The following is an 8,082-nucleotide window of genomic DNA, read 5'->3' on the forward strand; positions in this document are numbered from 1 at the left end:
CCCCTCCCGCTTCCGGGTGAGGGACGTCCCCCGGGCGGTGGAGCGCCGCCCGGTTCAGGACTCGTCCAGCAGGTCCTTGAGGAACTCGATCGTCCGGGCGGGGCGCGCCGCGCGGATCGCCAGCAGATCCATGATCTCCTGGTAGCGGGACGCCTCCGCCCCCTCCGGGTACCGCGCCCCGGTGAGCTGCTCGAGGTACACCGCGTCGTCCAGGTCGTACTGCGCGAACCGCATGATCGTGATCGGGCCGCCGAGCGCCAGGTGCCCGCCCGCCGCGAACGGCAGCACCTGGATGTTCACGTTGTGCAGGTGCTCGGCCACGTCGATCAGGTGCCGGAGCTGGCCGCGCATCGTCGCCGGCCCGCCGATCGGGCGCCGCAGCGCCGCCTCGTCGATGATCGCCCACAGCGCCGCCGCGCCGACCGGCCGGTGCAGCACCGCCTGCCGGTTCATCCGGACCGTGAGCCGCTTGACCAGCTCGTCCGGGTGCGCGTCGTGGTGCTCCAGGCCGATCACGGCCCGCGCGTACTCCCGCGTCTGCAGCAGGCCGGGAACGTACTGCACCTCGTAGTTGCGGATCGTCGTCGCCGACTGCTCCAGCCCGAGGAACTGCTCGAACCAGCTCGGCACCACCTCGCCGTACGCCGTCCACCAGCCGGGCCGCTTCGCCTCCCGGACGAGCTCGACCAGCGTCCCCCGCTCCGCCGCGTCCGTCACGCCGTAGAGATCGAGCAGGTCGAGCACGTCCCGTTCCTTGAACCCGTGCCGTCCCAGCTCCAGCCGGCTGATCTTGGACGCCGAGCCGCGGATCGCCCGCCCGGCCTCCGCCCGTCCGATCCCGTTCCGCTCCCGCAACCGCCGCAGCCGCGCGCCGATCTGCATGCGCAGCGCCGTCGGACCCGCGTGCAAATTGTCCAGCACAAGATCTCCATTGTCCCGTGGCGACCTTGGGAGCTTCTCACAGGCAATGGCCGCACCGCAGGGAACCACCGGTCAGAGGTGCCTGACTTTCGCGTCGCCGGGCAAATCCGGACGCTTCAAAGGAGCGGTCCAATAATGACCGCGTGGCCATTCCGCCGCCCGTTCAAGATCCATTCTTGGTGAGCAGCCCGTGCTGCAGCGCCCGCAGCACCGCGCGCGTCCGGTCCCGGACCCCCAGCTTCGCCAGCAGGCTCGACACGTGGTTCTTCACCGTGCCCTCCGCCAGCCGCAGCGCGTCCGCGATCTCCCGGTTCGCGTACCCGCCCGCCAGCAGCCGCAGGATCTCCAGCTCCCGCTCCGTCAGCGGCTGCGGCGGCGGCAGGTCGTCGATCGGCTCCGGCAGCCGCGGCACCGCCCGCAGCAGCCGCTCCGTCAGCGCCGGCCGCACCAGCGACCCCCCGCCCGCGAGCGTCCTGATCGCCCCGACGAGCTCCTCCAGCGTCACGTCCTTCAGCAGGTACCCGTCCGCCCCCGCCCGCAGCGCCCGCAGGACGAGCTCGTCGTCGTCGAACGTCGTCAGCACCAGCGTCGGCACGCCCATGCCCCGCGCCCGCAGCGCCTCGAGCGTCGCGATCCCGTCCCGTCCCGGCATCCGCAGGTCCAGCAGCAGGACGTCCGGCGCCGCGTCCGCGACCACCCGCAGGGCCTCGTCCCCGTCCGCCGCCTCCGCCGCGACCGTCACCTCCGGCGACAGTTCCAGCAGATGCCGGATGCCCTGCCGCACGAGCGTCTGGTCGTCGACCACGCACACCCGGATCGCCCCCGTCACGACGGCACCCGCACCCGCACGCCGAACCCCTCGCGCGTGTCGAACGCGACGTCGCCGCCGAGCTGCCCCACCCGCTCCCGCATCCCCGCGAGCCCGTTCCCCAGGCGCAGCACGCTCGTCCCGCACCCGTCGTCCCGCGCGTTCAGCACCACGCCGTCCTCCTCCCGCACGACCTCCAGCCACAGGTTGTCGGCGCGCGCGTGCCGGATCGCGTTCGTCACGACCTCCTGCACGCACCGGATCAGCGCCGCCGCGGACGCCTCGTCCGGCTCCACCTCCTCGACGCGCAGGTGCACCCGCGGGCGCGGCAGATCCATCACGATCTCCTGCAGCGCCCGATCGAGCGGCACCGCCCGTCCCCGCAGCTCGCCGACCGCCGTCCGGACGTCCCCCAGCAGGTCGCGCGCGAGCCCCCGCGCCCGGTCCACGTGCGCCTTCGCGGGCTCGTCCGCCTTGTGCGCCGCGACCTCCAACTCCAGCACCAGCGCCGTCAGCTGATGCCCCACGAGATCGTGCAGCTCCCGCGCGATCCGCAGCCGCTCGCCCGACCGGCTCGACTCCGCCAGCAGCTCCGTCGCCGCGCGCAGCTCGGTGTTCGCGACCGCCAGCCGCTCGCTCGTCTCCGCGTTCCGCCGCTCGCTCATCACGGCCCAGACGGCCGACACCTGCAGCATCCCGTAGATGGCCGCGGACAGCACCACGTCCATCACCGAGCCGTCCCGCAGGACCGCGGCGAGGCCCGCGACCACGCTGTTGCCCACCAGCGCCACCGCGACCGTCCGGGGCCCGGCGAGGTGGGCGGCGATCGCGGTGACGAAGACGAGCACGATCGCGGTCCACGCGACATGCGGCGCGAGCAGCACGGCCGCCGCGGCCGTCACCGCGACCGTGCCGAGCAGCCGCGGCGGCCGCGCCGACAGGAACATCACGAACAACGACGCGAGGAACAGCGCGTAGCAGCCCCACCACAGCCACACCGGCCCCACGGTGGGCCGTTCCCCGGCCAGCTGCGTGAGGGCGACCGGGCACGCGATCACCAGGCAGACGCCCAGCAGGCACGCCGTCCCCCACCGCTCCAGCCGCGAATCGCTCATCCCCCGAGCGTACGGCCGGTCCGCGCGGGACGGCCCGTGCCAGAAGTCACGTGACCACGGGCACCCGACAGGACGCGCCGCGCCGCCTACCGTCCCCACCGTGATCGAAGTCGAATCCCTGACCAAGAGGCACGGCGACGTGCTCGCCGTCGACGACCTCAGCCTCACCGTCGAACCCGGCGAGATCTTCGGCATCCTGGGCCCGAACGGAGCGGGCAAGACCACCGCCGTCGAGTGCATCGCCGGACTGCACCGTCCCGACTCCGGCCGCGTCCGCGTCCTGGACCTCGACCCCGTCCGCGACCGCGCCCGCCTCCGCCGGGTCCTCGGCGTCCAGCTCCAGCACGGCAACCTCCCGGACGCCCTCAAGGTCGGCGAAGCCGTGGCCCTCTACCACTCGTTCTACGCAGAATCCGCGGACCCGGCCAAACTCATGGCCGACCTGAACCTGACCCACCTCCAGAACAGCCGGTACAGCACGCTCTCGGGCGGCGAGGCCCAGCGCCTCTCCATCGCCCTCGCCCTCATCGGCAAGCCCCGCATCGCGATCCTGGACGAGCTCACCACCGGCCTCGACCCCCAGTCCCGCCGCGACACCTGGGACCTCATCGCCCAGATCCGCGACACCGGCGTCACGATCCTCCTCGTCACCCACTTCATGGACGAGGCCGAACGCCTCTGCGACCGCGTCGCCGTCATCGACCGGGCCCGCCTCATCGCCCTCGACACCCCCGCCGACCTCATCGCCCGCGTGGACGCACCACAGCGCGTCCACGTGAAAACCGCGACCCCCCTCGACCCCGCCGTCTTCGCGGACGCCGACATCACCGGCATCGTCCACAACGGGGACCGCACCACCCTCACCGGCGGCGGCAACCTCCTCCACACGGTCACCGTGACCCTCCTCGCCCACGGCATCACCGCCACGGAGACCCGCCTCGAAGAAGCCACCCTCGAGGACGCGTTCCTCGCCCTCACCGGCCGGAGGTTCGAGTGACCCCCCGCGCGTACGCCCTGCTCACCTGGACCGAGGCCAAGCTCGTCGCCCGCGACACCGCCGGCCTGGTCGTCCCCTTCGCCCTCCCGGCCCTCATCATGGTGATGAACGGCTTGGGCTCGTCCGACCCGACCGCCGACTTCGCCGGCCTCACGGCCTTCGACGCGTACGTCCTGCCCCTCACCCTCACGATGATCACGGCGCTGATCGGCATCGTGAACATGCCGTCCTTCCTCGCGGCCTACCGCAAAGCAGGCATCCTCCGCCGCCTCTCGGTGACCCCCGCGAACCCCCTGTCCGTCCTGGCCGCCCAAGCCGCGGTGGCCCTGGCCCACACCCTCCTGGGCGTGACCCTGGCCCTCCTCCTCGCCCGCTACGCGTTCGACGCGACCATGCCCCGCTCGCCCCTCGCCGCGCTCGCCGTGTTCGCCCTCGCCACGGCCACGATGTTCGCGGTGGGCCTCCTCGTGGCGGCCCTGGCCCCGACCCCCAACTCCGCCGTGGCGATCGGCCTCCTCCTCTTCTTCGCCACCATGGCCACCGGCGGCGGCTTCGGCCCCCGCCAGAACCTCCCCGACTGGCTCGCCACCGCCGGCGCCCACCTCCCCTACGGCGCCGCCCTAGACGCCCTCTCCGCAACCTGGCAAGGCACCACCCCCGACATAACCTCCCTGGCAGCCCTAGCCACCACAACCCTCGCCGCAGTAGCCACCGCCACCAAAACCTTCCGCTGGACGTAGAGGCTCTGGTTAACCTGCGAGGACCGCTTGGCTACACAATGACTCAGTTTGATTACAGACCTGGTCAGGGTTCGTTGGTGAGTGGCAAGATCGACGAGTGGTCGGTTATGTGCGAACTTTCGGTGAGATCTCTGGGCACCCTGAGGGGACGCCGTATGTAAGCCGGGATGCGGCCCGACGCGCCGGGCTTCATGCGCACAATCAGGCAGGTATTTCAGGAACGGCACGAGAAGGTGCCGACGCGATCGTCCTTAATGGCGGCTACTCGGACGACCGAGACTACGGCGATGTGATCGTCTATACCGGCCACGGAGGCCAAAACGCGCAGAAGCAGCAGATTGCCGATCAGAGCCTAGAAGACTCTGGGAATGCTGCTCTGGTCAAAAGCCAGTTGGATGGTTTGCCTGTTCGAGTCATCCGTGGATACGAGGAGCCCTCGCCGCACGCACCCGAGCGAGGGTATCGATACGACGGCCTGTATCGGGTAGTCCGCCACTGGTTCAAGACACGTGATGACGGGTTTCGAGTCTGTCAGTTCCTGATGACTAAGCTGGATGCCCCGTTCGACTTTTTCAGTGCAGATATTCCGCTGGAAGATGCTGACGATGCTGCTCCAGCGGGACCAGTGGAACGCCGCCTGGCCACGATCCAACGAATGCGTCGAAATGTCGAGGTCGTTAGAAAAGTGAAGGGGTGGCACGGCAACCGCTGTCAAGTGTGCCGCCAGACCGTCGACTTGCCAAGCGGCCCTAGTAGTCAGGTGGCGCACATCCGGGGACTCGGCGTCCCGCACAACGGGCCGGACGTCGTAGAGAACGCCCTCTGCCTGTGTCCGAATGACCACCTACGTTTCGACAACGGAGCCATCTACCTCACAGATGACCTGAGGATCGTGGACGCTCTGACCACGAACATTGGTGAGCAGATCCACGTCCATCCAGCGCATCGAATCGCTATCGAGCACGTCCGCTACCACCGAAGCTGCTGGGTAACGCGGGAGACGGGCCAGGGGGCAACCTAATGAATAACGCGGAGACGTCCTAGCTGCAAATATCGAGGACGCTTAGGCTCTGCATTAGGTCTCGGTTCAAGGAGTGTCTAGTTGGCCAGCCTTGATGCCTCGAAGGAGGGTCGACCATTCAGGTCGAGAGAAGGTAAGTACTGGGCCGTCGGGGTCTTTAGAGTCTCTGGCGAGCCGAGTTGGTCCATGGGAAGCGATCTCGACACAGCTGCCACCGTTGTTGCTGTGGCTGCTCTTGCGCCACCGCAGGCCGCGAGCGTCTGTAGGCGCTGAGTGCGTCATGGGGCCTCCTGAAGGATCCGCGCAATGAGGTCACGCGAGTCGTCCGGATCGAGAGCCTTTGCGCGCAGTAGGTCGAAGATCGCATTATAGCGAGCGACCTGAGCCTTCTCCTCCAAGTAGAGTGCGCCCGTCTGGGACTCCAGGTAGACGACGTCAAGGTCCAAGGACTCTGGGAACCCCAAGATTTCGAACGGGCCATCCATGGCAGGGTGCATGCCTGCGGCGAAGGGAAGTACCTGGACTGTGACGTTCGGGAGTTCCGCGCGAGTGAGGATGTAGTCGAGCTGGCCGCGCATCATCGCGGCGTCAAGAGGTGCGCGGCGCAGGACCGACTCGTTCATGATCGTCCAGTAGTTTGGTGCTGGCGAGCTTTCCAGGCGGGACTGCCGCTTGGTGCGCACCGCTACCTTGTGTTGGACCTCCTCCTCGCTACTGTAAGCCGGGGATTTGGCAACGAAGGAACGATAGTAGTCCGGCGTTTGCAGGAGCCCGTGCACGAGTTCGGACTGATAGGTGCGGATGTTTGTGGCTTCCGTCTCCAACCCTAGGAAAGGTTCGAACCAGGTAGGCACAGCATCTCCGTAGCTGTGCCACCAACCCTTCTGACGGGCATCGCGTGCAAGTTGGAGGATCGCGTCGGCCTCCTCCTTCCTGTCCGGCGAGAGAACCCCATAGTGGGCGAGCAACGCGCGAACGTCGGGCACTCGGACAGGGATGTTCCCCCTCTCGATCTTGATCTGCTTGGACTCGGACCAGTCCATGTCCCGGGCGACCTCCGCCTGGGTGAAGCCAGCCTCCTCGCGCAGTCGACGGAGCTTCTGCACGAGCAACCGGTGTCGAACGGTGGCAGGGCTTGGTGCTGGCATCAGTTCATCCCTCTTGTCGGTTTTAACGGCAAATGCACCCGGCGACTTTTGACTTCAAGTGATTTTCCACCTGGAAAAGATTGCGATCATGAAGTCACCCCGTGGAAGGTATGTCGTGACGCAGAGGTACATGCCGAACCCTAACCGTGATCGACGCCTCGCTAGAGCTGGATGGCGAAGCCGGTCCAGAAGCGGTGCCGACCTTCGGGGGCGGGTGGCAAGGCGTCGACTCGACGGAAGATCCACGGAAGGAAAGAACGGTGACAGCAGGCAGAACCCTCTGCTCGGCAGGGGAGTGGCTGTGGAGTTCGGAGCCGATGCGCTGGCGTCGTGTCTTCTCTGGACGCGTTGACCAGGTGCAGGCGGCGCGAACCTTCGCGGGATACATGTTCGCGGGCACTGGACGGGAAGGTGACGTGGCCGTCGTGGTCACTGAACTGGCAACGAACGCGATTCTGCACACCAAGTCGGGCGGACCTCAGGGCTGGTTCGGCCTGGAGTTGACGCTGGCCGACGTCTCGTACGTTGCTGTGACCGACCAAGGAGGAGGGAGCATCCCGACGGTGCAGGTCACACGGGCCGAGGCGCAACCCGCCGAGGACGGACGTGGCCTGTTCCTGGTCTCGCAACTCGCCATCGCCACAGGCATCTACGGAAGTCCCAAAGGCGGCCACACCGTCTGGGCTGACGTGGACCTTCGCGGCAATGGCAACGCGAGCAGCGTGAGGCGGAACGCAACCCTGGCGAGTTAAGGAGGGCCCAGCCTGCCTGCAACAGGCTGGCCCCTCGCGAGCACAGGGTAGACGCCCCACCCGCCACCGGTCCGTCCGGAGGCTTCTGCCGGGATTCGGACGGACCGGTGTGCAGTGCAGTGGCGTATTGAGGAGGCGGCTACTGCGGGGGTTTGGGGGGCTTTACTGGGGTTGCTTTTCCCTCGGCTACTAGCTGTTCGTGCTGTTGCCAGCCTTGGAGCCATTTCCATCCGGAGCCGAGTGCTGCTGTGGTTGCGGCCACCATGAACGTCGTCACCTGGGTCTCGTCGAGGTCGGCGCCTGGGACGAGTTGCGCGACCACGCCTGCTAGCCATCCTGCGAACACGGCGAATACCGGCGTGAAGAGGGCTACGCCGCGGCCGAGCCAGGACGCTTCTGCTTCTGGTGCTTGTGCCTGCGTGCTCTCTTGGATCTCTGACACGGCCGATCACCCCAACCTGGTTGCTTCTGGCTTCCAGGTTGTGTCCGGGCGCGCTGCCGGTCTTCGTGGTGGCCCATATCGGCCACTCCGTCGGGACGTTGCAGCGGTGGTGGGGGGTGATTTGGCGGGGTGTGGGAC

Annotated in this window: 10 protein-coding genes; 4 read left to right on the forward strand and 6 right to left on the reverse strand. The window is 67.9% G+C overall.

Annotation, left to right across the window (positions count from 1 at the left end; all coding sequences use genetic code 11):
• Positions 1-54: 54 nt before the first annotated feature.
• The 3 genes from DMH08_RS16655 to DMH08_RS16665 form a co-directional block, all read right to left on the reverse strand.
• Positions 55-921 carry a helix-turn-helix domain-containing protein gene (locus DMH08_RS16655; protein WP_034519003.1) on the reverse strand — a complete coding sequence of 289 codons (867 nt, stop codon included), beginning with the start codon at positions 919-921 and terminating at the stop codon, positions 55-57.
• Positions 922-1,084: 163 nt separating this feature from the next.
• Complete coding sequence (locus tag DMH08_RS16660) at positions 1,085-1,750, reverse strand: response regulator (protein WP_199747833.1); 666 nt, start codon at positions 1,748-1,750, stop codon at positions 1,085-1,087.
• On the reverse strand, positions 1,747-2,844 hold the full coding sequence (locus DMH08_RS16665; RefSeq protein WP_158642327.1) for a sensor histidine kinase: 1,098 nt from the start codon (positions 2,842-2,844) through the stop codon (positions 1,747-1,749). The genes DMH08_RS16660 and DMH08_RS16665 overlap by 4 nt, the downstream gene beginning before the upstream one ends.
• Positions 2,845-2,944: 100 nt before the next feature.
• On the opposite strand from DMH08_RS16665, the gene DMH08_RS16670 reads away from it, so the two are divergent.
• The 3 genes from DMH08_RS16670 (at position 2,945) to DMH08_RS16680 (ending at position 5,602) form a co-directional block, all read left to right on the forward strand.
• Entirely contained in the window at positions 2,945-3,841 is an 897-nt protein-coding gene (locus tag DMH08_RS16670) for an ABC transporter ATP-binding protein (protein ID WP_125615522.1), read from the forward strand.
• The gene (locus DMH08_RS16675) at positions 3,838-4,581 is read left to right on the forward strand and encodes an ABC transporter permease (RefSeq protein ID WP_125615525.1); all 744 of its coding nucleotides are present in this window, start codon (positions 3,838-3,840) and stop codon (positions 4,579-4,581) included. Before DMH08_RS16670 ends, DMH08_RS16675 begins: the two co-directional genes overlap by 4 nt.
• A gap of 97 nt (positions 4,582-4,678) precedes the next feature.
• Positions 4,679-5,602 (forward strand): YDG/SRA domain-containing protein, encoded by a 924-nt coding sequence (locus DMH08_RS16680; RefSeq protein WP_199747834.1) that lies wholly within the window; start codon positions 4,679-4,681, stop codon positions 5,600-5,602.
• A 66-nt stretch (positions 5,603-5,668) separates the two neighbouring features.
• Here DMH08_RS16680 and DMH08_RS16685 read toward each other — a convergent pair whose 3' ends face one another.
• Together DMH08_RS16685 and DMH08_RS16690 are read right to left on the reverse strand one after the other, a co-directional pair.
• Positions 5,669-5,884, reverse strand: coding sequence for a DUF397 domain-containing protein (locus DMH08_RS16685; protein WP_125615527.1), 216 nt, complete (start codon positions 5,882-5,884; stop codon positions 5,669-5,671).
• Positions 5,881-6,708, reverse strand: a complete 828-nt coding sequence (locus DMH08_RS16690; protein ID WP_233617640.1) for a helix-turn-helix domain-containing protein — start codon at positions 6,706-6,708, stop codon at positions 5,881-5,883. Before DMH08_RS16690 ends, DMH08_RS16685 begins: the two co-directional genes overlap by 4 nt.
• 188 nt (positions 6,709-6,896) lie before the next feature.
• On the opposite strand from DMH08_RS16690, the gene DMH08_RS16695 reads away from it, so the two are divergent.
• A complete protein-coding gene (locus DMH08_RS16695) occupies positions 6,897-7,502 on the forward strand; it encodes an ATP-binding protein (protein WP_125615533.1) in 606 nt (201 codons plus the stop codon).
• A 139-nt stretch (positions 7,503-7,641) separates the two neighbouring features.
• Here DMH08_RS16695 and DMH08_RS16700 read toward each other — a convergent pair whose 3' ends face one another.
• Complete coding sequence (locus tag DMH08_RS16700; RefSeq protein ID WP_125615536.1) at positions 7,642-7,944, reverse strand: hypothetical protein; 303 nt, start codon at positions 7,942-7,944, stop codon at positions 7,642-7,644.
• Positions 7,945-8,082 lie beyond the last annotated feature (138 nt).

Origin of the sequence: Actinomadura sp. WAC 06369 (genome assembly GCF_003947565.1) — a bacterium.
GTDB classification, from domain to species: Bacteria; Actinomycetota; Actinomycetes; order Streptosporangiales; family Streptosporangiaceae; genus Spirillospora; species Spirillospora rifamycini.